This is a genomic window from Oceanicella sp., assembly GCF_056449545.1.
In genome coordinates this window covers 41,535-65,149 of record NZ_JBWOMN010000059.1, presented here as the reverse complement: position 1 = coordinate 65,149, position 23,615 = coordinate 41,535, and the positions used below count along the sequence as shown (strand labels likewise).

Annotated in this window: 21 protein-coding genes; 8 read left to right on the top strand and 13 right to left on the bottom strand. The window is 71.6% G+C overall.

All coding sequences use genetic code 11. The features are described from left to right. The 5 genes from uvrC to AC1HC7_RS08205 all read right to left on the bottom strand — a co-directional run. A partial coding sequence (uvrC, locus tag AC1HC7_RS08225; RefSeq protein WP_479498235.1) for an excinuclease ABC subunit UvrC occupies nucleotides 1-1,919 on the bottom strand: 1,919 nt, incomplete at its 3' end. A gap of 339 nt (nucleotides 1,920-2,258) precedes the next feature. After that, on the bottom strand, nucleotides 2,259-3,050 hold the full coding sequence (locus AC1HC7_RS08220; protein WP_479498234.1) for an SDR family oxidoreductase: 792 nt from the start codon (nucleotides 3,048-3,050) through the stop codon (nucleotides 2,259-2,261). Nucleotides 3,051-3,081: 31 nt separating this feature from the next. Then, nucleotides 3,082-4,035 carry a calcium/sodium antiporter gene (locus tag AC1HC7_RS08215; RefSeq protein WP_479498233.1) on the bottom strand — a complete coding sequence of 318 codons (954 nt, stop codon included), beginning with the start codon at nucleotides 4,033-4,035 and terminating at the stop codon, nucleotides 3,082-3,084. Nucleotides 4,036-4,108: 73 nt separating this feature from the next. After that, entirely contained in the window at nucleotides 4,109-4,318 is a 210-nt protein-coding gene (locus AC1HC7_RS08210; RefSeq protein ID WP_479498232.1) for a hypothetical protein, read from the bottom strand. A 4-nt stretch (nucleotides 4,319-4,322) separates the two neighbouring features. Then, on the bottom strand, nucleotides 4,323-5,120 hold the full coding sequence (locus AC1HC7_RS08205; protein ID WP_479498244.1) for a S49 family peptidase: 798 nt from the start codon (nucleotides 5,118-5,120) through the stop codon (nucleotides 4,323-4,325). A gap of 183 nt (nucleotides 5,121-5,303) precedes the next feature. Between AC1HC7_RS08205 and AC1HC7_RS08200 the strand changes: the two genes are divergently transcribed. The 3 genes from AC1HC7_RS08200 (at nucleotide 5,304) to AC1HC7_RS08190 (ending at nucleotide 7,150) form a co-directional block, all read left to right on the top strand. Continuing rightward, on the top strand, nucleotides 5,304-5,513 hold the full coding sequence (locus tag AC1HC7_RS08200) for a YdcH family protein (protein WP_479498231.1): 210 nt from the start codon (nucleotides 5,304-5,306) through the stop codon (nucleotides 5,511-5,513). A gap of 82 nt (nucleotides 5,514-5,595) precedes the next feature. Then, nucleotides 5,596-6,084, top strand: coding sequence for a 5-(carboxyamino)imidazole ribonucleotide mutase (gene purE, locus AC1HC7_RS08195; RefSeq protein ID WP_479498230.1), 489 nt, complete (start codon nucleotides 5,596-5,598; stop codon nucleotides 6,082-6,084). After that, a complete protein-coding gene (locus tag AC1HC7_RS08190) occupies nucleotides 6,077-7,150 on the top strand; it encodes a 5-(carboxyamino)imidazole ribonucleotide synthase (protein ID WP_479498229.1) in 1,074 nt (357 codons plus the stop codon). Before purE ends, AC1HC7_RS08190 begins: the two co-directional genes overlap by 8 nt. Before the next feature lie 66 nt (nucleotides 7,151-7,216). On the opposite strand, the gene AC1HC7_RS08185 is transcribed toward AC1HC7_RS08190, so the two are convergent. After that, nucleotides 7,217-8,020: a COQ9 family protein gene (locus tag AC1HC7_RS08185; protein ID WP_479498919.1), complete on the bottom strand. Its 804-nt coding sequence runs from the start codon at nucleotides 8,018-8,020 to the stop codon at nucleotides 7,217-7,219. 119 nt (nucleotides 8,021-8,139) lie between these two features. Here AC1HC7_RS08185 and rpsU point away from each other — a divergent pair, with 119 nt between their 5' ends. After that, the gene (gene rpsU, locus AC1HC7_RS08180) at nucleotides 8,140-8,346 is read left to right on the top strand and encodes a 30S ribosomal protein S21 (protein ID WP_479498227.1); all 207 of its coding nucleotides are present in this window, start codon (nucleotides 8,140-8,142) and stop codon (nucleotides 8,344-8,346) included. Between the two features lie 191 nt (nucleotides 8,347-8,537). After that, entirely contained in the window at nucleotides 8,538-9,416 is an 879-nt protein-coding gene (locus AC1HC7_RS08175; protein ID WP_479498226.1) for a M48 family metalloprotease, read from the top strand. Between the two features lie 136 nt (nucleotides 9,417-9,552). Here the strand turns inward: AC1HC7_RS08175 and AC1HC7_RS08170 are convergent, their stop codons facing one another. From AC1HC7_RS08170 to AC1HC7_RS08155, 4 genes are all read right to left on the bottom strand, one after another. Beyond that, nucleotides 9,553-9,687 (bottom strand): aa3-type cytochrome c oxidase subunit IV, encoded by a 135-nt coding sequence (locus AC1HC7_RS08170; RefSeq protein WP_479498225.1) that lies wholly within the window; start codon nucleotides 9,685-9,687, stop codon nucleotides 9,553-9,555. A 108-nt stretch (nucleotides 9,688-9,795) separates the two neighbouring features. Next, entirely contained in the window at nucleotides 9,796-10,686 is an 891-nt protein-coding gene (locus AC1HC7_RS08165) for an SDR family oxidoreductase (RefSeq protein ID WP_479498224.1), read from the bottom strand. 11 nt (nucleotides 10,687-10,697) lie between these two features. Beyond that, entirely contained in the window at nucleotides 10,698-11,759 is a 1,062-nt protein-coding gene (locus tag AC1HC7_RS08160) for an MBL fold metallo-hydrolase (RefSeq protein ID WP_479498918.1), read from the bottom strand. Then, complete coding sequence (locus AC1HC7_RS08155) at nucleotides 11,756-13,483, bottom strand: acyl-CoA dehydrogenase (protein ID WP_479498222.1); 1,728 nt, start codon at nucleotides 13,481-13,483, stop codon at nucleotides 11,756-11,758. Before AC1HC7_RS08155 ends, AC1HC7_RS08160 begins: the two co-directional genes overlap by 4 nt. A 100-nt stretch (nucleotides 13,484-13,583) precedes the next feature. Here AC1HC7_RS08155 and AC1HC7_RS08150 point away from each other — a divergent pair, with 100 nt between their 5' ends. Both AC1HC7_RS08150 and AC1HC7_RS08145 read left to right on the top strand, forming a co-directional pair. Then, entirely contained in the window at nucleotides 13,584-14,633 is a 1,050-nt protein-coding gene (locus AC1HC7_RS08150; protein ID WP_479498221.1) for an L-threonylcarbamoyladenylate synthase, read from the top strand. Beyond that, on the top strand, nucleotides 14,620-16,059 hold the full coding sequence (locus tag AC1HC7_RS08145; RefSeq protein ID WP_479498220.1) for an FAD-binding oxidoreductase: 1,440 nt from the start codon (nucleotides 14,620-14,622) through the stop codon (nucleotides 16,057-16,059). The genes AC1HC7_RS08150 and AC1HC7_RS08145 overlap by 14 nt, the downstream gene beginning before the upstream one ends. 911 nt (nucleotides 16,060-16,970) lie before the next feature. Here the strand turns inward: AC1HC7_RS08145 and AC1HC7_RS08140 are convergent. Continuing rightward, nucleotides 16,971-17,588 (bottom strand): flavin reductase family protein, encoded by a 618-nt coding sequence (locus AC1HC7_RS08140; RefSeq protein WP_479498917.1) that lies wholly within the window; start codon nucleotides 17,586-17,588, stop codon nucleotides 16,971-16,973. 136 nt (nucleotides 17,589-17,724) lie between these two features. Between AC1HC7_RS08140 and AC1HC7_RS08135 the strand changes: the two genes are divergently transcribed. Then, complete coding sequence (locus AC1HC7_RS08135) at nucleotides 17,725-18,228, top strand: GNAT family N-acetyltransferase (protein ID WP_479498218.1); 504 nt, start codon at nucleotides 17,725-17,727, stop codon at nucleotides 18,226-18,228. A gap of 300 nt (nucleotides 18,229-18,528) precedes the next feature. Here AC1HC7_RS08135 and AC1HC7_RS08130 read toward each other — a convergent pair whose 3' ends face one another. Together AC1HC7_RS08130 and AC1HC7_RS08125 are read right to left on the bottom strand one after the other, a co-directional pair. After that, nucleotides 18,529-20,634 (bottom strand): hypothetical protein, encoded by a 2,106-nt coding sequence (locus AC1HC7_RS08130; protein WP_479498217.1) that lies wholly within the window; start codon nucleotides 20,632-20,634, stop codon nucleotides 18,529-18,531. A 16-nt stretch (nucleotides 20,635-20,650) separates the two neighbouring features. Next, nucleotides 20,651-23,614 (bottom strand): DUF4159 domain-containing protein, encoded by a 2,964-nt coding sequence (locus AC1HC7_RS08125; protein ID WP_479498216.1) that lies wholly within the window; start codon nucleotides 23,612-23,614, stop codon nucleotides 20,651-20,653. Nucleotide 23,615 lies beyond the last annotated feature (1 nt).

Sequence of the window (23,615 nt, the reverse complement as noted above, 5' to 3'; positions counted from 1 at the left end):
GCCATCGCCGCCGACACCCCCCTGACCGCCTGCAGATCCGCCAGCCCGGCCCGCGTCACCGCCTTGGCCGACCCGAAATGCGCCAGCAGCGCGCGCTTTCGCGCCGGGCCGATGCCGGGCACGTCGTCGAGCGGGTTTTTCATTGCCGATTTCGCCCGCTTCGCCCGGTGGGCGCCAATGGCGAAGCGGTGGGCCTCGTCGCGCAGGCGCTGCACGAAATACAGCACCGGCGAACGATGGGGCAGCGCCATGGGACGCCGCCCGGGGATATGAAAGATCTCCTTGCCGGCGTCGCGGTCCTCGCCCTTGGCGACGCCCACCAGCGGCAGGTTTGTCACCCCGAGTTCGTCGAGCGCCGCCAGCGAGGCCGAGATCTGCCCCGCGCCGCCGTCGATCAGCACCAGATCGGGCCACAGGTCGTTGTCGCGGTCCGGGTCTTCCTTCATCAGACGGGCGAAGCGGCGTTCCAGCACCTGCTTCATCATGGCGAAATCATCGCCGGGGGCGATCGCATCGCCCTTGATGTTGAATTTGCGGTAGCGGGATTTCTCGAACCCCTCGGGCCCGGCGACGATCATCGCGCCGACGGCGTTGGTCCCCGAGATATGCGAGTTGTCATAGACCTCGACCCGGCGCGGCGGCTTTTCCAGCCCGAACGCCTCGGCCAGACCGGCGAGCAGGGTGCCCTGCGCCGAGGTCTCGGCCATCTTGCGCCCCAGCGATTCGCGGGCGTTGCGCAGGGCGTGATCCACCAGCAGCTTCTTCTCGCCGCGCGCCGGGATGGCGAGTTCGACCCTGCGGCCCAGGCGGACCGACAGCGCCTCGGCCACCAGATCGTCGTTGCGCGCCGGCCCCGACAGCAGGATCAGGCGCGGCGGGGTCTTGCCGTCGTAGAATTGGGTCAGGAACGCTTCCAGGATTTCATCCGGATCGGCGCCCGCCCCGGTGCGCGGGTAATAGGCGCGGTTGCCCCAGTTCTGATGCGAGCGGAAGAAGAACACCTGCACGCAGGCCTGCCCGCCCGCCTGATGCAGGGCGATCACGTCGGCCTCGGCGACGGTTTCGGGGTTCACCCCCTGCACCGCCTGCACCTGCGTGAGCGCGCGGATGCGGTCGCGCAGCGCCGCGGCGCGTTCGAATTCCAGCGCCGCGCTGGCCGCCTGCATCTGCGTTGCGAGATCCTCTTGCACCCGCGTCGAGCGCCCCGACAGGAAATTCTCCGCATCCGCCACCAGCGCCGCGTAATCGTCGGGCGCGATGCGCGCCACGCAGGGCGCGGCGCAGCGCTTGATCTGGTGCAGCAGGCAGGGGCGGGTGCGCGCCTCGAACACCGAATCCGTGCAGGTGCGCAGCAGGAACGCCCGCTGCAACTGGGCGAGCGTGCGATTGACCGCGCCGGCCGAGGCGAAGGGGCCGAAATATCGCCCCTTGTCGCGCCGCGCGCCGCGATGCTTGCGGATCTGGGGGTAGGCGTGATCGCCGGTGATCAGGATATGGGGAAAGCTCTTGTCGTCGCGCAGCAGCACGTTGTAGCGGGGTTTCAGCTGCTTGATCAGGTTCTGTTCGAGCAGCAGCGCCTCGGTCTCGGTCTCGGTGGTCAGGAACATCATCGAGGCGGTGGCGGCGATCATCCGCCCGATGCGCGCCGACTGGCCGGTGAGCTTGGCGTAGCTGGCCACGCGCTTGCGCAGGCTGCGCGCCTTGCCCACGTAAAGCACCCCGCCGCGGGCATCCAGCATGCGATAGACGCCGGGGCGATTGGGCAGCAGTTTCAGATAGTCGCGGATGATTTCGGGGCCGGTGGCCACCGAGTCGGGATTCGGCGCCGACGCGCCCTCCTCCTCGAACCCGCCGCCCGCGCGCGCGCCGGGCTGCGGCGCATCGACCGGGGCGGTTTTTTCGGTGCTGTCCCGGGTCATGATTCTGCCGCTCCCCTATTCCAGTCACATAGCCCGCGCAATCGCTAAGCTGTCCACCAAATATGTGGATAAGTCTGTCAGTAAAATGCTTCTAGCGAGCTTTCCCTTTGAAGGGACAGGGGTTTTATCTGATTGCCTGTTTCTTGGGCATATCCGCAACCCTTTGAAATTACCTGAAAAATATTCTAATATTCGGTAAATTCCTGATTTTCTTAGTAGATTCGCAACAGGTGTTACCGCAGGATGAGTCAAGTGGAAAACCGCTTGTCGGGCGCGCGAATTCGCACACGCCTGTCGTTAACGAAATATTAACTATTCTACCTATAGTTGACACCCCGCTCACTCCACTCCCCGCACGTCCGGCGTCATCCAGGCGAGGTGCTGCCCCCCGTCCAGCGCGATCATCTGCCCGGTCATGGCGTCGGCCGAGAGGATGAACCGCAGCGCTGCGCAGATGTCCGCCGGCGACGCCCCGCGGCGCAGGATCGTGGCGTCCCGCTGGCCCTGAAAATGCGCGTCCGACTGGCGAACGCCCCGCAGGCTGGGGCCGGGGCCGATGCCGTTGACGCGGATCGCCGGGGCCAGCGCCTGCGCCGCCATGCGGGTCAGCGCCCAGAGCCCGTGCTTGGCGAGGCTGTAGGAGATGAATTCGGGCGTCGGCTTCCACACCCGCTGGTCGATCATGTTGACGACGCAGGCGGCGGCGACAGGCAGGCCCTCGGCGTCGCGCGCGGCCGCCGGGGCCTGATCGGCGAAGCGCTGGGTCAGCACGAAGGGCGCGCGCAGGTTGCTTTCCATATGCCGGTCCCAGGACCGCCGGTCGGCGCTGTCCAGCGCGTCATGCTCGAAGATCGAGGCGTTGTTCACCAGCAGCGTCAGCGGCGCGCCCAGGGCCTCCGCCGCCCGCGCGACCAGCGGTTCGGTCTGGGTTTCGTCGCAGAGATCGGCGCGCAGCGCCGTCGCGCGCCCGCCGGCCGCGGCGATGTCCGCGACCAGGGCCTCGGCCTCGGCCCCGGCGCTCAGGTGATGCACGGCCACCGCCCAGCCCCGCGCCGCCAGGTCGCGCGCCATGGCGGCGCCGATGCGCCGTCCCGCGCCGGTGATCAGGGCCGCGCCCGGTTGCAATGCCATGTGAGCGCCTTTCGGGTTTCGGCGGGCCCGCCTAGGGCGCCAGCGCCGTGCTCAGGAAGATGAAATAGGCGACCAGGAACCCCAGCCCCACGCCCCGCGTCATCACCAGCCGCCCCATCACGAAGGGCGCCAGCAGCACCGAGCTTGCCAGCATGATCCACAGATCGAACTGCAGGATCGACGGCGGCGCCGGCAGCGGGCCGAAGAAGCTCGCCACCCCCATGATGGCGGTGAGGTTGAACAGGTTGGAGCCGATGACGTTGCCGATGGCCACGTCCGCCTCCTTGCGCATGGCCGCGACAACCGTGGTCGCCAGTTCCGGCAGCGAGGTGCCCAGCGCCACCAGCGTCAGCCCGATCGCGGTCTCCGATATCCCCGCCGCCTGCGCCATGCCGCGCGCGCCCTCGATCAGCAGATGCGCCCCGACCGGCAGCCCGACGACGCCCACCGCCAGCAGCGTCGCCAGCTTCCAGTTGGCCATGTCCGGGTCGGCGTCCTCCAGATCATCTTCGCCGATCTCCACCTCCAGCCCGGCGCGGCGCGCCTTGCGCGCGGCGAAATAGGCGTCGGTGAGCATATAGGTGAGATAGGCCAGCAGCAGCGCCCCCTGCCAGATGTAGAGCGGCCCCAGAAAGCACAGCAGGATGAACAGGACCGAGGCGAGGATCATCTGCCCGAAGCTGCGCATGCTGCGGCAGTCGCGCCCGTCGATGCTGTAGATCAGCGCCGGAACCCCCAGCACCAGCAGCACGTTGGCGATGTTGGATCCGATCACGTTGCCATAGGCGATGCCCGGCGCCCCCTGCAGCGCCGAATTCACCGACACCAGCATTTCCGGCGCCGAGGTGCCGAAGGCGATCACCGTCAGGCTGATGATCAGCGTCGGCACGCCAAGCCGCAGGGACAGCGCCACTGCGCCGCGCACGAGGGCGTCGCCGGACCCGAGCAACAGAGCCAGGCCGGTGACGGCTAGGACCAGATCCATACAAACCTCTTCAAGCGCGCACGCGTCCAACCTCGGTTATATATGCCGGAAATTCGCAAAGTGAACCGCATGGTCAGGTTTCGTCGTGGCAGGGGCAGCGCGCGCCTTCGACGATCCAGGCCCCGCAATCGGGGCATTTCGCCGCCGCGCGCAGCTTGCCGCCGCCCGGCGGGCGCTTTTTCGGCGCGCCCTTGCCGCCGCCGGGCCTGCGCCGCGGGCGCGCCATGAACAGCGCCATCACCACCATCCCGACCAGAAACAGAACCGCGAGTTTGCCCAGCATGCCGCTACACCCCGTATCGCGCCCACAGCGCGCGTTCATTGGCCAGATCCAGCAGCGCCGCCGCACCCGGCGCGCCCAGCCGCTGCAGCAGCCCGCGCCGGGCCCCGAATTCGCGGAACCGGGCGGTGTCGCCGAATTTTTCGCGCATCACCGGGGTCAGGTGGCCGACGCCGTCGATCAGCCCCAGTTCGATCGCCTGCGCCCCGACCCAGACCGAACCGTCGAACAGGTCGTCGCGGGTCAGCCGGTCGCCGCGCCGGGCGCGCACATGGGCCTTGAAATTGTCGTGGATGACGCCCTGAAGCTGCTTCAGGCGGGCCACGTCCTCGGGTTTTTCCGGCTGGAACGGATCGAGCATGGATTTGCTTTCCCCTGCCGTGTGCACCCGGCGTTCGATGCCGTGGCGCGCGATCAGATCCTGCAGGCCGAAGCTGGCGGAGATCACGCCGATGGAGCCGAGCACGGCGTTGGCGTCGGCGTAGATTTCATCCGCGGCGCAGGCCAGCCAGTAGCCGCCCGAGGCGGCCACGTCCTCGCAGAACGCGTAGACCGGCACGGATTTCGCATCGGCCAGCCGGCGGATGCGCGCCGCGATCAGCGCCGATTGCGCCGGCGCGCCGCCGGGGGAATTCACCGCCAGAGCCACCGCGTCGGGCTGCTTGGCGAAGGCGCGCTCGATCGCCGGCGCCAGCGTCTGGTCGTTGAGCGCGCGCCCGAAGCGCCCCGATGCGCCGATGGCGCCGTAGAGGCGCAGCACGGCGATCTTGGGCTTTCGGGCGGTCAGGCTGCGCAGGCGTTTGATCGGGTCCATCGCGATCACATAAATTCGCCCCGGCGCGCGGGCAACCGGCGCCGCCCGCATTGAGGCGCACAATCGTGGGAGTGTTGCATTTTGCCTCGCCCGCGTCGCGGCGCTTTGCGGCCTCTTCGCCATGGGCTAGGATCGCCGCGACCCGCCCCCGTGCCAGATGGATTCCCTCCCCGCATGCCGATCATGAGCCGCGAAGAAACGCTGCCGGTGCTGCTGGCGAGCCTGCGCGCCGAACACCGCGACCTTGACGACGCGATCGCCGCGCTGGCCGCGCGTCCGGCCGCCGATCAGCTGGCCCTGCGGCGCCTGAAAAAGCGCAAGCTGGCGCTGAAGGACGAGATCGCGCGCATCGAGGATCAGATCACCCCGGACATCATCGCCTGAGCCGGCGCGGGGCGCTTGCCCGAGCTGGCGGCGGATGCTAGGGCGCGGGATCGGGCGTGAGGTCGGGCGTGAGGAGCGGGCGATGAGCGAAGTTCAGGTGGGCGTGGTCATGGGCAGCCAGAGCGACTGGGCGACCATGCGCTGCGCGACAGAGCTGCTGGAGCGGCTCGGCGTGCCCCACGAGTCGCGGATCCTGTCCGCCCACCGCACCCCCGACCGGATGTTCGCCTATGCCGAGGCCGCCGCCGGGCGGGGTCTGCGCGCGATCATCGCCGGGGCCGGGGGCGCGGCGCATCTGCCGGGGATGCTCGCCGCCAAGACGCGGGTGCCGGTGCTGGGCGTGCCGATCCAGAGCCGGGCGCTGTCGGGGCGCGATTCGCTGCTGTCGATCGTGCAGATGCCGAAGGGCGTGCCGGTGGGCACGCTGGCCATCGGCGAGGCGGGGGCGGCGAACGCGGCGCTGCTGGCCGCGGCGATCATCGCCACGACGGATGCGGCGCTGGCCGAAAGGCTCGACGCCTGGCGGGCGGCGCAAACGGCGGCGGTGGCCGAGGCGCCGCGCGATGACTGAGGGGATCGTGGCCCCGGGGGGCGTTCTCGGCATCCTCGGCGGCGGGCAATTGGCGCGGATGCTGGCGATCGCCGCCGCGCGGCTGGGGCTGAAAGCCCATGTCTACGCGCCGGACGCGGCCCCGCCCGCCGCCGATGTGGCGGCCTTCACGCGTGGGGATTACGAGGACGCGGCGGCGCTGGCCGGGTTCGCCGCGCGGGTCGACGCGGTGACCTATGAATTCGAGAACGTGCCGGCGCGCACGGTGGAGATTCTGGCGCCGCTGGTCCCGGTGCGCCCCGGCGCGCGGGCGCTGGCCACGGCGCAGGACCGGCTGGCGGAGAAGGTCTTTCTGGACTCGATCGGGCTGACGGTCGCGCCCTTCGCGCAGGTCGATGCGCTGACGGATCTCGAGGCGGCGCTGGGGCGCATCGGCGCGCCGGCGATCCTGAAGACCCGGCGTCTGGGATATGACGGCAAGGGGCAGGCGCGGATCGCGCGGGCGGAAGACGCGGCGGCGGCGCTGGCGGCGCTGAACGGCGCGCCGGCGATCGTCGAGGGGTTCGTGGATTTCGTCCGCGAGATCAGCGTCATCGGGGCGCGGGGGCTCGACGGCGCGGTGGCCTGCTTTGACGCCGGCGAAAACGTTCACGAGGGCGGCATCCTGCGCGTCGCCACCGTGCCCGGCGGGGTGACGCCGGGGCTGCGGGCCGAGGCGGCGCTGGCGGCGGGGCGGATTCTCAATGCGCTGGATTACGTCGGGGTGATCGGGGTCGAGTTTTTTCAGACCGGGCGGGGGCTGGTGGTGAACGAGTTCGCGCCGCGGGTCCACAACACCGGCCACTGGACCATCGAGGCCTGCGTGATCGACCAGTTCGCCCAGCATGTGCGCGCGGTCTGCGGCTGGCCGCTGGGCGACGGGGCGCGCCATTCGGACGCGACGATGACCAACCTGATCGGCGCAGAGGCGGCCGACTGGGCGGCGCTGGCCGCCGAGCCGGGGGCCGGGCTGCATCTTTACGGCAAGGCCGAGCCCCGGCCGGGGCGCAAGATGGGCCACGTCACCCGGATTTCGCCGCGCCGGTGAGGAGGCCCGCCCTCGCCCTCGCCCCCGGGCCTCGCCCGGCGGGCGTTCGAGGCGGGGGCGGGCGCGTCAGGCGTCGCGGCGCGGGCCGGGCATGCCGAAGGGCGGGCGCGGGGGCTGCGTGGAATCGCGCGGGCCGGGGGCGTCACGCGCGCCCGGCGCCTTGATCAGGTCCAGAAACCGCCCCGGCCCCGATGCGAAAGCCTTTCCCAGCGGGTTGTCGCGCAGCCGCGCCTTGAATTTTTCGAACCGCATCACGTCGTCGATGCGCCGGTCGAGAAATTCCCAGCTGGCCTGCGCGCCGGGCGAATCGTCGCCGAGCCAATACAGCAGCACCGCCGAATACACCCCGGAGAGCGTGGCCCGCTTGGTGTACCAGTTCACGTCGCGGCTGTCGTCGCCGATGGCGGTCCAGATCGCGTCGGCGGTGTCCCAGATCGCGCGCGCGCCCTCGGCGGCGTAAAGCGGCAGGGCGGTGAGGGCGGCGCCGCGGCGCACCGCCTCGCGATGGGGTTCGGCGATGTCCAGCCGTGTGCGCAGCGCGAAGGCGATCCTGTCGCGGATGCGCATGGACTCGAGCGGCGCGGCGGCAAGCTTTTCGCGCATCTCGCGGTCGCCGCGGCGGTGGAAGGCCAGCGCCGCGTCGATGCCGCCGCGCGGGAACGCCTGTCGCGCCAGCCCCGGATCGACCCCCGATTCGGCGATCGCGGCGTTCAGCGCGGCGCGCGACCAGCCGTCGAAGGCGACATGCGGCAACATGGCGTCGAGCAGCGCGTCGCGCGCCGCGGCGATGTGGTCGGATTCGCCGCGCGGCGGGGCGTCGGCGGCGTTCGGGGCGTTGGTTTCGTGGTCTGTCGAGCCGGTTTCGGGCATCGCGTCCTCCGTGCCTGCGCGTGATCCGCCGCGGCCGGGCGCGTGTGGACACGCCCCGGTCAGGTTGATATATAGCGCGCTCCTGCGATTCCGCATATTTTTGAAAGGTGGTGAAGTCAGTGCAGGTAATGGTTCGCGACAACAATGTCGATCAGGCGCTTCGGGCCTTGAAGAAGAAGTTGCAGCGTGAAGGCGTGTTCCGGGAAATGAAACTCCGGCAGCATTACGAAAAACCGTCCGTCAAGCGCGCCCGTGAAAAGGCCGAGGCGGTGCGGCGCGCCCGCAAGCTCGCGCGCAAGAAAGCGCAGCGCGAGGGTCTTCTCTGATCCCGACCCGGCGTCGGTCCTCGTTGTGGTGACCGTGACTGGATGACTTGTCAGATCCCCCGGGGGCCCAGCGCCGCCGGGGGTTTCTTGTTTGCGGCGCGCTGATTCGCCCGCGCCCGGATCCTGCGCCCGACTTGACGAAACCCGGGCCGCGCGCTTGCTTGGGGGCGGTCTGTTGAGGGAGTCTTGCCATGCGTCGACCCGGATTCGCCATCCTCGCCCTTGTCGCGGCGGCGCTGCTGTCGGCCTGCGCCGGGTCCGGGCCGTCGAGCCGGGGCGTCGTGGCGCAGGAGGCGCGCGCCTCGCAGATCCACGCCAACGACCTGCGCAAGAACGAGAAGCTGGTCACCGACCGGGCGCTGAAGGCCTATGTGGACGAGATCGTCGCCCGCATCGACGCCGCCCGCCCGCCCGGCGCGCTGGCGTTGCAGAGCTTCATCGTGCGCGACGCGGACGTGAACGCCTACACCACCGGCGGCGGCTATGTGTTCGTCAACGCCGGGCTGATCGCGGCGATGGAGAACGAGGCGCAGCTGGCCATGGTCATCGCCCATGAAATCGCCCATATCGACGAGGGCCATGTGCAGGCGGGCAAGCAGACCGGCGCGGCGATCGGCATCGCCGGGGCCCTGGGGGCCATCGGGCTGGGGGTGCTGGGGGTGCCGAGCGAGTTGACCAGCCTCGGGGTCGGGCTGGCCCAGACCACCGGCATCAACTACTACACCCGCGGCCAGGAAAGCGCGGCCGACGTGACGGGGTTCCGGTATCTGACCCGCGCCGGCTACAACGCGGCGGAGGGGGCGCAGTCGTTCCGGGTGCTGCGGCGGCTGTTCGGCAACGGCAATGCGGCGACCAGTTTCTTCCTGTCCTCGCACCCGCAATCATCCGAGCGCGAGGCGCTGCTGACCCGCATGGCCCGCGCGCAGGGCGCCGATCGGGGCCGGGTGGCGGCGCAGGAATATCTGCGACGCACGAGCAAGCTGCGCCGCGACGTGCTGCGCTACTACGAAGCCACCGGGCGGGCGCGCGAGGCCAGCCAGCTGAGGCGCAACATGCAGGCGCTGCGCTGAGCGGTTTTTTGGGGGGATCTGGCTGGCCGCGGCTCGGCTTGGCCGCGACCCGGGCTGGTCGCGACCTTGGCTGGCCGGCGTTCTGACTGGCCGGCGTTCTGACTGGTCGGCGTTCTGACTGGTCGGGGGGGGGGCGTCAGCTGTTGACCAGCGCCAGGAACACCAGCACCGCGATGACGATGGTGGCGAGGATGGTGCCGACCCTGATGAAGCCCTCGAAGGTCTTTTCGTGCTCGCTCACATCCATCTGGCCGTGCTTGTAGTCGCTCATCGCGTCGCTCCCGTCTGGCGGCGCGTTGCGCCCGCTGTCACTGTCGTTGAAATTCCGTAGCCTTGGCGGCCCCGGTTTGGCAAGGTTTTTTGTCGGCTGCGCGCGGGACTACAGCCTTGGCTGGCGCCAGCCGACCATGCCGTTGGCGTCGCCCGGTTCAGGCGCGTCCTGGGGAAAGAAGAAATCCTTTTGCAGGACGGCGCCCGGGGTCACCGCGTAGCGGTCGAAATCGGTGACGCCCTCGGCGGCCAGCAGCAGGTCGTCGAGACAGCACCAGCCGGAAAAATCCACCGGGCGGGCCAGCAGCGCCGCCGCCGCGTCGCCCATGATCGCCGGGGTGCGGGATTCGCTGGCCATCTTGGCGCCGCCCAGCAGGTTGCGCACCGCGGCGGTGTCGATGGTGGTGCGCGGCCACAGGCAGTTGGCGGCGATCTTGCCGGCGAATTCGGCGGCCCAGGCGAGGGTCAGGATGCTCATGCCGTATTTGGCCAGCGAATAGGCGGCGTGGTTGCGAAACCAGATCGGGTTGAAGTCGAGCGGCGGCGACAGGGTGAGGATGCGCGCATGCGTCGATTTCTGCAGATGCGGCAGGCAGGTGCGGGTGACCAGGAACGTGCCGCGGCTGTTGATGCCGGTCATCAGGTCGTAGCGCTTCATTTCGGTCATCGCGGTCGGGGTGAGCTGGATCGCCGAGGCGTTGTTGACCACGATATCGACGCCGCCGAAGGTTCTTGCGGTTTCGTCGACGGCGGCGCGCAGCTGGTCTTCGTCGCGAATGTCGCAGACCAGCGGCAGCGCCCCGGCGCCATGGGCCGCGCCCGCCGCCTCGATGTCCCGGGCCGCGGTGAACACCGTGCCGGGCAGCTTGGGGTTGGGTTCGGCGGTCTTGGCGGCGATGGCGACATTGGCGCCCTGCGCGGCGCAGGCGGTGGCGATGGCCAGCCCGATGCCCCGGCTGCCGCCGGACATGAAGACGGTGGTTCCCTCAAGCGCGCCCATGGCGGGTCTCCTCAGGTTGTCATGCGGAAGCGGTAGGCGCCGTCGGGGTCGAGGCTGCGTTCGGCCTCGCCCAATTGGTGCAGGTGGTTGAGATGCGCCAGCGATTCGATCAGGCCGAGGCCGAAGGCGCTTTCCTCCAGTTCCCGCTTGAAGATCGGCATGAAGCATTCGGCGGCGGATTTCGGCGTTTTCAGATGCAGGCGCAGGCGGTCGAGCGCGCCGTGGTGGTTTTCGATCAGCTGCACGAGGCGCACCGGCAGCCCGGTGAAGGGCAGCTTGTGGCCGGGCAGGGCGAAATGGTCCTCGCGCGCGTAGCGCAGCAGCTTGTCGCAGCTGGCGAGCCAGTCGGCCACCGGGTCGGCTTCGGGTTCCGTCGCGTAGACCCCGAGATTGGAGGAGATGCCGGGGATCACCTGATCGCCGGTGATCACCAGGTTGTCGTCCTCGGACCAGAAGGTGGCGTGTTCGGGCGCGTGGCCGTCGCCCATGCGGGTGGTCCAGCGCCGCCCGGCCATGGTCAGGCGGTCGCCTTCCTTGATGCGCCGGAAACCCAGCGGCATGGGTTCGACGGAGCGCGAGAAGTTGAAGGGCCGGGTTGAGCGGTATTTTTCCACCAGCGCGGCGGGCGCGCCGCAGCGGATGTAATGCGCGACGCTTTCGTCGGGGGGCAGGTCGTGGTGGTCCAGCTGCAGCATGCGCGAGAACAGCCAGGCGGTGCGGGTGGTCCACAATTCCGCCCCGGTGCGCGCCATCAGCCAGCCGGCCATGCCGATATGGTCGGGGTGGTGATGGGTGGCGATGACCCGGTTCAGCGGCTTGCCCGACAGCGGCCCGGCAAGCAGCGCGGTCCAGGCGTCGCGGGCGTGTTCGCCGCGAAACCCGGTGTCGATGACGGTCCAGCCGTCGCCGTCGTCCATGGCGTAGACATTGACGTGGTCGAGCCGCATGGGCAGGGCCATGCGGGCCCAGAGCACCCCCGGGGCGACCTCGATGACCTCGCCCGGGGCGGGCGGGGCGTCAAAGGGATGGCGCACGCCGCGCCGGGCGGTCTGGTCGTCGGCGTCGAGGCTCATGAGGCGAGCTGATCGGCGTCGAGCGCGTAGAGCGGCGCGGCGCCCAGCGTCGCCGCCTCGGCCAGCGCCGCGACCCCGGCGAGTTCGGCGCGGATGAAGTAGTCGGCCAGCGCCCGGCGGCGCGGGGCCTCGACCCCGGTCGCGGCGGCGGCGCCTTTCAGCAGATAGGCGCCCCCCAGCACCAGCCCCCACATGCGCAGATAGGGCGCGGCGCCGGCGAAGCGGTCGTTGATTTCGGCGGCCAGCATCCAGTCTGTGGCGGCTTCCAGCGTCGCGGCGGCGGCGGCGAGCTTCTGGCCCAGCTCGGCGAGATCGCCGGCCGCGGCCGCGGTTTCGTTGATCTCGGCCAGCAGGGCGCGGGCGGCGGCGCCGTCATGGCCGAGCTTGCGCGCCGCGAGGTCCATGGCCTGGATGCCGTTGGTGCCCTCGTAGATCGAGGTGACGCGCACGTCGCGCGAATACTGCGCGGCGCCGGTTTCCTCGATGAAGCCCATGCCGCCATGCACCTGCACGCCGAGATAGGCGACCTCGTTGCCGATATCGGTGCCGAAGGCCTTGGCGATGGGGGTGAGAAAGGCGGCGCGCGCCGCCCAGGCGGGGCGCTCGTCCTCATCGGCCGCGCGGGCCATGTCGAGGCTGACGGCGGTGTCAAGGCAGATCGCCCGCACCGCGCCGGTGAGGGTTTTCATGCGCATCAGCATGCGGCGCACATCGGCGTGGTCGAGGATGGTTCCGGTCCCGTCGGCGATCGGGCTGCGGCCCTGCCTGCGGTCGCGCGCATAGGCCAGCGCCTGCTGATAGGCGGCCTCGGCGATGCCGAGCCCCTGCACCCCGACCCCGAGGCGGGCGTTGTTCATCATGGTGAACATGGCCGCCATGCCGGCATGGGGCGCGCCGACCAGCCAGCCCGCGGCGCCGTCGAATTCCATCACCGCGGTGGGGGAGCCGTGCAGGCCGAGCTTGTGTTCGAGGCTGATGGGGCGCAGCGCATTGGCCTTGCCCGGGGCGCCGGTTTCGTCGGGGATGTATTTGGGCACGATGAACAGGCTGATGCCCTTGGTGCCGGGCTTGCCGTCGGGCAGGCGGGCCAGCACCAGGTGGCAGATGTTTTCCGCCAGATCGTGATCGCCCCAGGAAATGAAGATCTTCTGGCCGCTGACCGCGTAGCTGCCGTCGCCGTTGGGCACGGCTTTCGAACGCAGCGCGCCCACGTCCGACCCGGCCTGAGGTTCGGTGAGGTTCATGGTGCCGCACCACGCGCCGGAGGTGATCTTCGCCAGATACAGCGCCTTGATCTCGTCGGAGGCGTGGTGTTCCAGCGCCTCGACCTGGCCCTGGCTCATCAGCGGATTGAGGCTGAGCGACAGGCAGGCGGAGGCCATCATTTCGTTGACGCAGGTGGCCAGCGTCAGCGGCAGGCCCATGCCGCCGGAGCTTTCGGCGGCGCTGATGCCGATCCAGCCGCCCTCTGCGATGGCGTCAAAGGCGGGCTTGAAGCCGGGGGTGACGCGGACCACGCCGTTTTCCATGGTCGCGCCCTGAAGATCTGAGGCGCGGTTGAGCGGGGCGAGGATGTCTTCGCAGAGCTTGCCGGCCTCGGTCAGGATGGCGTCGCGCGTGTCGGCGCTGGCCTCGGCGAACAGCGCGGTCTTCGCCAGCCGGTCGGCGCCGACCACGTTTTCAAGGCAGTATGCAATATCCCGGAGCGGTGCGGCGTAGCTCATGGCGTGTTCTCCCCCTTCGCTTAGGATTGACGTAAACGTTAAGTTGCCGTGGCGAGCGATACAAGAGAAACAGGGGGCGGTGCAACAGAGAGGTCGGCGCGTGCGGGGCGATGATGGCGAGGGCAGGGCCGCGGAGCGGCTGAGGGCGGATGCGGCGGGGATCGCGCGCGCCGGCGCGCTGCTGGCGGGCGGGGCGCTGGTGGCGTTCCCGACGGAGACCGTCTACGGGCTGGGCGCCGATGCGCGCAGCGACGCGGCGGTGGCGGCGATTTTCGCGGCCAAGGGGCGGCCGCGCTTCAACCCGCTGATCGTGCATCTGCCCGACGCGGCGGCCGCCGAGGCGCTGGCCGAGATGCCGCCGGCGGCGCGCGCGCTGGCCGCCGCGTTCTGGCCCGGGCCGCTGACCCTGGCGCTGAAGCGGCGGGCGGGCGCGGGGCTGTCGGATCTGGTCAGCGCCGGGCTCTCCACCGTGGCGCTGCGCTGCCCCGCGCATGAGACCGCGCGCGCCCTGCTGCGCGCGGCGGGGGGGCCGGTGGCGGCGCCCTCGGCCAATGTTTCGGGCGCGGTCAGCCCGACCACGGCGGACCACGTGGCCGAGGGGCTGGCGGGGCGCATCGCCGCGATTCTCGACGACGGGCCCTGCGCGGTGGGGCTGGAAAGCGCCATCGTCGGGTTCGAGGGCGACGCGCCGGTGCTGCTGCGCCCCGGCGGGCTGCCGGCGGAGGCGATCGAGGCGGCGCTTGGCGAAAGGCTGGGCGGGGTCGGCGCGGCGGTGCGGCCGGCGGCGAATTCGCCAACCGGGGCGCGGCCGAACGCGCCGGGGCAGCTGAGTTCGCATTACGCGCCGGGCGCGCGGCTGCGGCTGAACGCCGGCGCGCCGGGGCCGGGCGAGGGCTGGCTGGGGTTCGGGCCCGATGCGGCGCCCGGCGACGGGCCGGCGCGGTCACTGTCGCGCGCGGGGGATCTGGCGGAGGCGGCGGCGGCGCTGTTTGCGGATCTGCGCGCGCTTGACGCAGAGATGGGCGGGCGCGGGGTGATCGCCGTGGCCCCGATCCCCGAGCGCGGATTGGGGCGCGCCATCAACGACCGACTGCGCCGCGCGGCGGCGCCAAGACCCGACCCGGAAGGGAATTTTGATGTCACCTCCTGAACTGGCCCGCCCGAGCGCGGCGTTCCTGGACGGGCTGCGCGACCTGCTCGGCCCCGCCGGGCTGCGCGAGGGGCCCGACGCGGCGCCGTATCTGGCCGAACCGCGCGATCTGATCCGGGGGCGCGCGGCCCTGGTCCTGCGCCCCGATTCGGTGGCGCAGGTGGCCGAGATCCTGCGCCGCTGCACCGCCGCGCGGGTCGCGGTGATCCCATATGCCGGGGGCACCGGGCTGGTGGGCGGGCAGGTGGCCGCCGACGGCGCGGATGCGGTGACGTTGTCGGTCGAACGCCTGAATCGCATCCGCGCGGTGCTGCCCGACGACGACGCGATGATCGTCGAGGCGGGGGTGATCCTGGCCGACGCGCAGGCGGCGGCGGCGCGCGCCGGGCGGCTGTTTCCGCTGTCGCTGGCGGCAGAGGGCTCGGCGCGCATTGGCGGCAATCTGGCGACCAATGCCGGGGGCGTGCAGGTGCTGCGCTACGGCAACGCCCGGGATCTGACGCTGGGCATCGAGGCGGTGCTGCCCGACGGCGCGGTGTTCAACGGGCTGAGCGTGCTGCGCAAGGACAATGCCGGCTATGACCTGCGGCATCTGCTGATCGGCGCCGAGGGGACGCTCGGGGTGATCACCGCCGCGTCGCTGAAGCTGTTTGCGCGTCCGGCGGATGTGGGAACCGCGTTCTGCGCCGTGCCCTCGCCCGCGGCGGCGCTGGACTTCCTGCATCTGATGCGCGGGCGGTTCGGCGAGACGGTCTCGGCGTTCGAACTGATGAGCGGGGTCGGGTTCGATTTCCTCGCCGCGCACATGCCGGGGCTGCGCTGCCCGATCAGCCCGGCGCCGCGCTGGGCGGCGCTGGTGGAGACCGGCGGCCCGGCGGGCTCGGCGCAGGCGGATCGGATGTCGGCGGCGCTGGAGGCGGCGTTCGGGGCCGGGCTGATCAGCGACGCGGCGCTGGCCGCGTCCGGCGCGCAGCGGGCCGCGATGTGGGCGCTGCGCGAGGCCATGCCCGAGGGCAACCGCAAGGTCGGGGCCGTGGCCTCGCATGACGTGTCGCTGCCGCTGTCGCGAATCGCCGGGTTCATCGCCGCGGGCGACGCGGCGGTGGCGCGGCTCGACCCGGCGCTGCGGATCAACTGCTTTGGCCATCTGGGCGACGGCAACCTGCATTACAACCTGTTCCCGCCGGAGGGGCGCCGGCGCGAGGATTACGCCGGGCTGAAGGCCGAGGCGACGCGGATCCTGCATGATCTGGCGGTGGAGATGGGCGGCTCGTTCAGCGCCGAGCACGGGGTCGGGCGGCTCAAACGCGGGGAGCTTGCGCGCTATGGCGACCCGGCGAAGCTCGCGGCCATGGCCGCGATCAAGGCGGCGCTGGACCCGGCGGGGATCATGAATCCGGGCGCGGTTCTGGCGGCGGGCGGCTGATTCCATTTTGCTAAGGGGGTGAGGGGCGCGCTGCGGGGGTTTTCTCGCGGATGGTTTCGGGGGCGCGGCGGGTGGCGCGCGGATGACCTGCGCCGGCGGCCCCGGGGTGGGATGGGGGATGTGGGGGGTGATTGCTTCTCATTCGGCCAAAGGCCGCGGGCCGAGGCCGGATTGTCACGGGTGCGGCTGGGCGCGTGAGGCGCGAGCGATTCGCCGGGGGCATGGCGCATTGCGCGCGAAGATTCTGGGCGCTGGAAGCGGAGGACGGGCGTGGCGGGCCGAATCGCGCCATGTGCGGCGAATCGCGCCGGGCCGGCGGCATCGCGACGCGCCGCCGTCAGCGCGCAAGCAACCGGGGAGCCGATTCGGCGGGCGCCTGCCGGCCTCTGGCGCCGGGTCGCCATCGCGCGCCGGGCGCTTTCCGGGCCGGGCCGCACGCGCCGCCGCCCGAAAGACCCCAAATACGAGGACCGCCCCCCGGTAGCGCCGGGGGGCGCCTCGCAACGCGTCTGTCACATCTGATACATGTCGCGCCGTTGGAGCACCCGAACTCCTGGTCAACGGCGCAACAGTCGCCTCGCACGCAAAAACTCCCTAGGCGGATCTGCTACGCTTACAACATCTGCGACCGCGCATACCGCGCCGATCGTTACTCCTGGGGCTGACACAAGCTTACACCGAACCATTTACGCATCGCGCCGAACACGGCGCCTGAGCCCCTACGCCAACTGGTCTTGGTCAAGCGCCACTCGACTTCGACCTCACGCAGATAATTTAGCCCTGTCGGGGTTTTCAAAAACTTAACGCGCGCCGGAGAATTGCCCGGATTTTAACGAAATCGGCTGCATTGCGGCGGGCGCCGCGCCGGTCGCCCGGGCAGGGTATCGGGCGTCAGTCGTCGGGCCCCTGCGTCACGCATCGGGGCGCTTCATCGTGAAAAGCTCGCTCACCACCGCGAAATCCATGTAGCCGCAGCGCGCCACCGGGCGGTGGCGGGTGAGGTCGAAACGCCCGTCCACCAGCAGATCGTCGGCGATGTGCACCGCCGCGACCGCGCCCAGCACCATGACATTCATGCCCTCGGGGTCGTCGCAGGGCAGGATCACCTCGCGGATCAGGCGGCATTCCAGCGCGGCCGGGGCGGCGGCGACGCGGGGCGGGGCGATTTCGACGCAGGGGGCCTTTTCAAGCCCGGCGATGTCGAATTCATCGGTTTCGGGCGGATAATGCGCGGCCGACGCGTTCATCGCCTCGCGCAGGTCCCAGCTGACGATGTTGACGACGAATTCGCCGGTGGCGCGGATGTTGGACAGGCTGTCCTTGGGCTCGTCCCGGCCCAGCTTGCGCCCGGTGGTCGAAAACATCACCACCGGCGGGCGGTCGGCGACGGCGTTGAAAAAACTGTAGGGCGCGAGATTGGCGCGGCCCTGCGCGTCCAGCGTCGATATCCAGCCGATGGGGCGCGGCGCGACGATGGCCTTGAACGGGTCATGGGGCAGGCCGTGGCCTTCGGAGGGGCGGTAATGCATCGGCGGGTTCCTTCTGGCGAGCCGCATGGGGTGACGGGCGGCGATCCTAGACGAAGGTCGCGCGCCCGTGCTACGGGCTTGATCCCGCTGCGACCCTATCGCCGGTCCCGCATCGTGAAAATCCCGGATCCCGCCGATGTTCCGCCTGACCATTGAAACCGAGGCCGACCGGCAGGAGGTCGAATGGCTCTACGACCTGGCCTTCGGGCCGGGGCGCACGGCGCTGAGCAGCTACCGGCTGCGGGCCGGGGGGCCGGTGGCGGAGCTGTCCATGGTGGCGCGCGACGAATTCGATGCGGTGGTGGGCGCGATCCGCTACTGGCCGGTGATGATCGACGCGGCGGCGGCGCTGCTGCTGGGCCCGGTGGCGGTGCATCCGACGCGGCAGGGCGAGGGGCTGGGGGCGCTGCTGATGCGCGACAGCCTGGCGCGCGCCGGGGCGCTGGGCTGGGCGCGGGTGATCCTGGTGGGCGACGAGCCCTATTACCGCCGCTTCGGGTTTCGCCGCGCGCTGGCGCGGGGGCTGGCGTTCCCGCCGCCCACCAATCCGGACCGCATCCTGGCCCGGGAACTGATCCCCGGCGCCATGAAGGGCGTGAGCGGGATGGTGACGAGCCCGCATCAGGCTGCGTCGGAGTAGTCTTTTCCTGACCCGCACCCGCCCCCGCCCCCGTCTCCGCCCCCGTCGCCCTTCTTCCCGCCGGCGCGCAGCGCCAGGCGGGCCGCGCGGCGTTCAGCCGTCGCGGCCGGGCCCAACGGGAGGACCCCCCTTCAGGGGGGGAACGACGGGCGGGAGGGTTGGCCTCCGGGCGCCGGGCGCGCCGGGGGCGTCGGCTTGCGCGGCGATCGCCCGCGGTCGCGTCCTTCGCGTCGCCCGCCCCGCGTCGCCCGCCCCGCGCCGCCCCCGGGTCAGGCTTGCGCCGGGGCCGGGCGTGACGGATCAGCGGCCCTCGACCCGCCAGGCGGCGAGGATCAGACCGGCGCTCAGCAGCAGCATCAGCCAGCCCGGGGCCAGCGGGGTCAGCGTGATGTCGCGCAGGGTGTAGGCGTCGCGGCGCGCCAGGCCGATCCAGCCGCGACCGGCGGCGCTGCGGCCCTCGCGCACCCGGCGGATATCGGGGATATCGACGCCGCCGCCATCCGCCGCCAGACGCGGCGCGCCGCCGCGGGTCACCGCCACCAGCGCCGCCAGCGGCTCGGGCGAGGAGATCGGGTTCTCGAATTCCTTCGGCGCCGGAGGGCCCACCGCGGCCACGCCCTCCAGCAGCCCGTCGCTGAGGGTGTAGAGCCCCTGTTCCTCGGCCTCGAATCTGGCCGACCAGCGCCCCGGGCCGTCCTCGACCAGCGCCAGTTCGCGCATGGCCCCCGAGGGCGCGATCACGGTGATGCGCTCGGGCGTCGCGGTCACCGAGCGGCGGGACACGTCGACCACGGCGCCGCTGACCGATGCGGTGAGGGCCTCTTCCTCCAGCTCCGGCTCCTTCATCAGCCAATGGGCGAGGCGGCGCAGCAGTTCCGCCTGCGGGCCGCCGCCCTCGAAGCCGCGCGACCACAGCCAGGCGTGGTCCGAGGCCAGCGCCGCCACCCGGCCCTCGCCGACCCGATCGAGGATCAGCAGCGGCGCGTCCTCGGCGCCCTGCATCACGATCTGGCCGGAGGTGGGCTCCAGTTCGATCTGGCGGAACCAGCGCCCCCAGGGGGGGGCGCCCTCGGGGGCGTCGGGGCGCAGCCCGGCGGTGACCGGGTGGCGTTCGCCAAGCTTGGTGACCCCGGGCCAGAACCCCTGTTCGAACACCCGCGAGGTGGGCTTGCCCGGCAGCACCTGGCGCAGCGGCGTGCGATACAGGCTTTCCACCCCGGCGAAGGCCGGGCCCGAGGCGATCAGCACCGCGCCGCCGTCGCGCACATAGCGGGCGACGTTTTCGATATAGGCGTTGGGCAGCACCCCGCGGCGCCGGTAGCGGTCGAAGATGATCAGGTCGAATTCGTCGATCTTCTGCATGAACAATTCACGCGTCGGGAACGAGATCAGCGACAGTTCGAACACCGGCACGCCGTCCTGCTTGTTGGGCGGGCGCAGGATGGTGAAATGCACCAGATCGACCGAGGGATCGGCCTTCAGCAGGTTGCGCCAGGTGCGTTCCCCGGGATGGGGTTCGCCGGACACCAGCAGCACCCGCAGCCGGTCGCGCACGCCGTTGACCGCGAAGACCGCGGCGTTGTTGCGGTCGGTGAGTTCGCCGTCGAGCGCCGGAAGCTCCAGCGAGATCACGTTCTGGCCGCCATGTTCGATGGGCAGGTCGAGGCGCAGGGTGCGCCCGATGGGCATGGCGCGGCGCGCCACCAGCGCGCCGTCGACCGAGACCAGGATCTCGGCGGCGCCGCGCGCGCTTTCGGGGGCCGGGCCGAGGGTCTCGATGCGGAATTCCATGGTCGCGGTTTCGCCGACGATGCCGAAGGCGGGGGCGGTTTCCAGCACCAGCCGCCGGTCCCATTCGCCCGCTTCGCCGGAGAGCAGCACATGCACCGGCGCCGGGAAGGCGGTCAGCGCGTCGGCGTCATGGGCCTGACCGTCGGTGATCAGGATCGCCCCGGCGATGCGGTCGGGCGCGACTTCGGCGGCGGCGGTTTCCAGCGCGTTGAGCAGGCGGGTGCCCTGATCGCCATTCCCGTCATTGCCGGGCGACAGGCGCGAGACCCGGTATTCCAGCGGCGCGCGGCCCGCGGCCCCGCCCCTGGCCAGCGCCTCGAGCCGAGCGAGCAGGCCGGCTTCAGCTGCCGCGGTCTGGCCGGGGCGCGCGCCGATGCGGTTGGAGGCGCTTTCGTCCACCACCACCAGCGCGATGTCGGGCAGGGGGTCGCGCAATTCCCGCTTCAGCGATGGATTGGCCAGCGCCGCCAGCAGCGCCGCCGCCGCCAGCCCGCGCAGCGGCCAGCCGCGCGCGCCCTTCCACAGCGCCAGCAGCGCCGCCGCCAGCGACAGGGCGGCGAGCGCGGCGATCGCCGACCAGGGCAGCAGCGGCGAGAAGTCGAGCGCGGCGCTCATGTCGAATGCCCGATTTTCAATTGCCCAGCCTTTCCAGCAACGCCGGGATGTGCACCTGATCGGACTTGTAGCTGCCGGTCATCACATACATCACCAGATTGACCCCGAAACGGAACGCCATTTCCCGCTGGCGCGCCCCGGTGCGCCCCACGGGGAACATGAAATCGCCGCTGTCGGTGACCGCCCAGGCCGCGGCCCAGTCATTGGCGCCGATGATCACCGGGGACACCCCGTCATTGAGGTTGCGGAAGGGGGCGCCGTCGGCGGGGTCGGCCTGCGCCTCGCTCTGGGGCGAGGCCTCCAGCCACAACGCGCCGCCGCGCCAGCGCCCGGGGAAATCGGTGAGCAGGTAGAACGCGCGGGTCAGCACGTGGTCCCGGGGCGCCGGTTCGATGGGCGGCAGGTCCAGCGAGGCGGCGAGTCGGCGCAGGGCGCGGCCTTCCTCGGTGCCGGCGCCCAGGCCGCTGGCGAATTGCGCGTCGCGGGTGTCGAACACGATCATGCCGCCGGTGCGGGTGAAGGCGTTGAGCTTTTCATAGGCGGCGTCAGAGGGGGTTTTCTGCCTGGGCGTCACCGGCCAGTAGATCAACGGGTAGAAGGCCAGTTCGTCGGTTTCCAGATCGACGCCGATGGGCGCGGCGGGTTCGATGGCGGTGCGCGCGGCGAGCACCCGGGACAGGCCCAGCAGCCCGGCGCGGCTGACCCGATCCACCTGCGGATCGCCGGTGATCACATAGGCGAGCACGGTGTCGAGCGTCGCCGCCAGCGCCCGGGCGTCGGCGCTTTGCCGGGCGGGTTGCGGGGCGGACTGGTCGGCGGTCTGGCCGGCGCTTTGGGCCTGGGCGTCGGGGGCGAGTGCGGCCAGCGCGGCGAAAGCCAGCGCCGCCGCGCCGGTCCCGCCGGCGATCCCGCGCAGCCCGAGTCGGCCCGAGGCGATCAGCGTCGCCGCCGCGTCCAGCGCCAGCAGCCCCACGGCCAGCGCCAGCAGCCAGCCCTTGAAGGCGGTCTCGACCATGCGCCCCAGCGAATCCCGCGTCGCCCCCAGCGGCGGCGGCGGCGCGGCGGCGAGCGCGCTTTCGGGGCCCATGACGTTGATGGCGACGGCCTGATCCTCGGCCTGATAGACCCCCGGCGGCGCGTCGGGGCCGACGCCCCTGACCAGCCTTTCGCCGGGCACGCCGCGCATGGCGCCGGTTTGCGCCGGGCGCCCGAAGCCGTCGAGCAGCAGCGTCGGGGTCCAGATCGCGCCCTCCAGCGCGGTCAGCGCGGCCCGGGCGTTGCCCGAGGCCGACAGCGCCAGGCGGTCCAGCATCTGCACGAACAGCCCCGACAGCGGCAAGGATGACCATTCGGCGTTCGCCGTCACGTGAAACAGCACCACCCTGCCGGCGCCGCGCTGCGCGGCGGTGACCAGCGGCGTGCCGTCGGCCAGCGCCGCCAGGGTGCGGCGCGACAGTTCGGGGCCGGGTTCGGCCATCACCTGACGGGTGATCTCGACCTCCTGGGGCGGGACCAGCCCGGCGAAGGGGCTGCCGGGGGCGAAGGGGCGGATGGATTGCGGGGCGCCCCAGCTCATGGCGCCGCCCACCGCGCGGCCGCCGGCGCGCAGGCGCACGGGCAGCAGCGGGTCCTCGTCGGCGCCGGGGGCGCGATCGGCGGCGGGGAACGCCCCGGCGCCGCCGCGCGCCCGTTCGGCGGCAAGCGCGGTCTGGGCGCGGGCCATGCGCGGCCCGGCGAAGCGGATCAGCAGCCCGCCATCGTCGAGCCAGGCGGCGAGCGCATCGCGCTGGGCTGCGGTGAAGGTCCCCACATCGGCCAGCACCAGCGCGTCGGGGGCGGCCTCGATCAGCGCGGTCAATTCGCCCTCGATCACCTCGGCGGTGGGTTCCAGCGCCTTGCGCAGGTAATGCAGCTGCGAGGTGAGGGGGCGGGCGCCGCCGTCATCCTCGCCCGAGAGCAGCCCCACGCGCTTGCGGCGCACCGCGTCGTCGGCCAGGGCCGCGCCGCCGGCGCTGCCCCCCGCGACCAGCGCCACGCGCTCGACCTGGTTGCGCAGTTCCAGCGGCAGGTCGAAGGCCAGGTCGGCGGCGGTCTCGCCTGCGACGAAATCGGCGCGGGCGATCGCCAGCCGGCGCTCGCCGCCCTCGGGGCCGCGGCCGATGGCGACGGCGGAGACCGGACGCGCGTCGCCCGGTTCGGCGCGGATGGCGGTGACCATGAGCGCCCCGTCGCGCAGCCGCGGCGGGCGCAGGGCCAGCGCCAGGCGTTCGGGGCCGATGACGGTGAGCGGCCCGAACGCCGCCAGCGTGTCGGCGAGCCCGTCCGGGTCGCCCCCCGAATCCCCCCCCGAATCCCCGCCCGACTCCCCTTCCGGGTCGGCATGGGCCAGCCCGTCGGTGAGCCACATGGTTTCCAGGCCTTCGGTCTTCAGCCCGTCATCCGCCAGTTTTTCCAGCGCCGCGGCGAAGCCGGCGCGGTCCGGGGCCCAGGGCAGGGGGGCGAGGTCCTCGACCAGCCCGCGCCAGTCATCCGCCGGGCGCGGGGCCAGCGCGAAGGCCTTGGCGCGGGGCGCCGCCAGCGAGGCGACCATCGCCGGGCGCCCGGCGCGGTCGGCCTGTTCGAGCAGTTCCAGCGCCCTTGCGCGGCGGTCCTCCCAATCCGGGGCCGAGGCCCAGCCGCCATCCAGCAGGATCAGCACCGGGCCGGCCCCGGTCAGTTGGCGCTTGGGGTTCATCACCGGGTCGGCGAAGGCGAGGATCGCCGCCGCCACCGCGGCGAGGCGCAGCGCCAGCAGCCACCACGGCGTGCGGTCGGGCATGCGTTCCCTGTCCGCCAGCCCCAGCAGCAGCCGCACCCCGGGAAACGCCAGCCGGCGCGGGCTGGGCGGGGTGGCGCGCAGCAGCCACCACAGCACCGGCAGCGCGGCCAGCGCCAGCAGCAGCCAGGGGTTGAGAAAGGCGAGCGCGCCGAGATCGAGCATC